The organism is Zobellia sp. B3R18, from assembly GCF_018860715.1.
Taxonomy (GTDB): Bacteria; Bacteroidota; Bacteroidia; order Flavobacteriales; family Flavobacteriaceae; genus Zobellia; species Zobellia russellii.
Window position 1 is genome coordinate 1 of sequence record NZ_JAHKQG010000007.1, and the last position, 2203, is coordinate 2203.

General features: G+C 50.7%; 1 protein-coding gene. It reads left to right on the plus strand.

Annotated features, from left to right (window positions below; all coding sequences use genetic code 11):
- The coding region (locus tag KO513_RS04620) for a beta strand repeat-containing protein (protein WP_215912489.1) at positions 1-2203 on the plus strand (2203 nt) is incomplete at both ends.

Genomic DNA, 2203 nt, shown 5'->3' on the forward strand with positions numbered 1-2203 from the left:
TGTAACCGGAACAGTAAGTGGCGACTTCAACTTCGGGGATACGGTAACGCTAACAGTAAACGGTACCGATTATACGGGAACCGTAGATGGCGCAGGAGCATATAGTATTTCTATCCCAGGTAGTGAACTGGCTGCCGATGGCGATACGACTGTCGATGGAAGTGTGACTACCACAGATACCAATGGAAACATCGGTACCGCAACCGACACGCAAGTATACTCGGTAGATACGACCGCTCCAGTCCCTGTACTGGCGATCGATGATATCACGGCCGATAATGTATTGAATGCTACCGAAGCAGGAGGAAACGTCAATGTAACCGGAACGGTAAGTGGCGACTTCAACTCCGGAGATACGGTAACCTTAACGGTCAACGGTACCGATTATACGGGAACCGTAGATGGTGCAGGCGCATATAGTATAGCAATTCCAGGTAGTGAACTGGCTGCCGATGGCGATACGACTGTCGATGGAAGTGTGACTACCACAGATACCAATGGTAATGTGGGAACCGCAACCGACACCCAAGTATACTCGGTAGATACCACGGCCCCGGTCCCTGTACTGGCGATCGATGATATCACCGCAGACAATGTGTTGAATGCAGCAGAGGCTGCTACCAATATAGATGTAACTGGAACGGTAAGTGGGGACTTCAACTCCGGAGATACGGTAACCTTAACAGTAAACGGCACCGATTATACGGGAACCGTAGATGGCGCAGGCGCATATAGTATTTCTATCCCAGGCAGTGAATTGGCTGCCGATGGTGATACGACGGTAGATGGAAGTGTAACGACAACGGATACCGCAGGTAATGTAGGAACTGTAACCGACACGCAAGTATACTCGGTAGATACGACAGCCCCGGTCCCTGTACTGGCAATCGATGATATCACCGCGGACAATGTATTGAATGCAGCAGAGGCGGGTGCAGATGTTGCGGTAACAGGAACGGTTTCAGGTGACTTTAATGCTGGGGATACGGTGACCTTAACGGTCAACGGAACCGATTACACCGGAACCGTAGATGGAGCAGGAGCTTACACGATAGCAATACCAGGCAGTGAACTGGCTGCCGATGGTGATACGACGGTTGATGGAAGTGTGACTACCACCGATATCAATGGAAACATCGGAACAGCAACAGATACGCAAGTGTATAGTGTAGATACCACGGCTCCAGTCCCTGTACTGGCTATTGACGATATCACGGCCGATAATGTATTGAATGCTACGGAAGCAGGAGGAAACGTCAATGTAACCGGAACGGTAAGTGGCGACTTCAACTCCGGGGATACGGTAACTCTAACAGTAAACGGCACTGATTATACGGGAACCGTAGATGGCGCAGGCGCTTATACGATAGCAATCCCAGGCAGTGAACTGGCTGCCGATGGCGATACGACGGTCGATGGCAGTGTAAGTACCACAGATATCAATGGAAATGTTGGAACAGCAACGGACACCCAAGTATACTCGGTAGATACCACAGCTCCAGTCCCTGTACTGGCTATCGATGATATCACCGCGGACAATGTATTGAACGCTACCGAAGCAGGAGGAAACGTCAACGTAACCGGAACCGTAAGTGGGGACTTCAACTCCGGGGATACGGTAACCTTAACAGTCAACGGCACCGATTACACAGGAACCGTAGATGGCGCAGGCGCTTACACGATAGCAATCCCAGGCAGTGAACTGGCCGCCGATGGCGATACGACGGTAGATGGAAGTGTGAGCACAACGGATACCGCAGGTAATGTAGGTACTGCAACCGACATCCAAGTATACTCGGTAGATACGACCGTCCCCGTCCCTGTACTGGCGATCGATGATATCACGGCGGATAATGTATTGAACGCTACGGAAGCAGGAGGGAACGTCAATGTAACCGGAACGGTAAGTGGCGACTTCAACTCCGGGGATTCGGTAACGCTAACAGTAAACGGTACGGACTATACGGGAACGGTGGATGCCTTGGGTGATTATAGCATCGATATTCCTGGAAGTGCCTTGGCCGCCGATGGCGATACCACGGTTGACGGAAGTTTTGTAACAACGGATGTAGCGGGCAACAGTGCAACGGTAACCGAAAACAAAACATATACGGTTGATACGGTGAATCCTGCTCCTGTACTTTCAATAGATGATATTACAGCGGACAACATACTGAACGCTACCGAGGCGGGTGCAGATGTT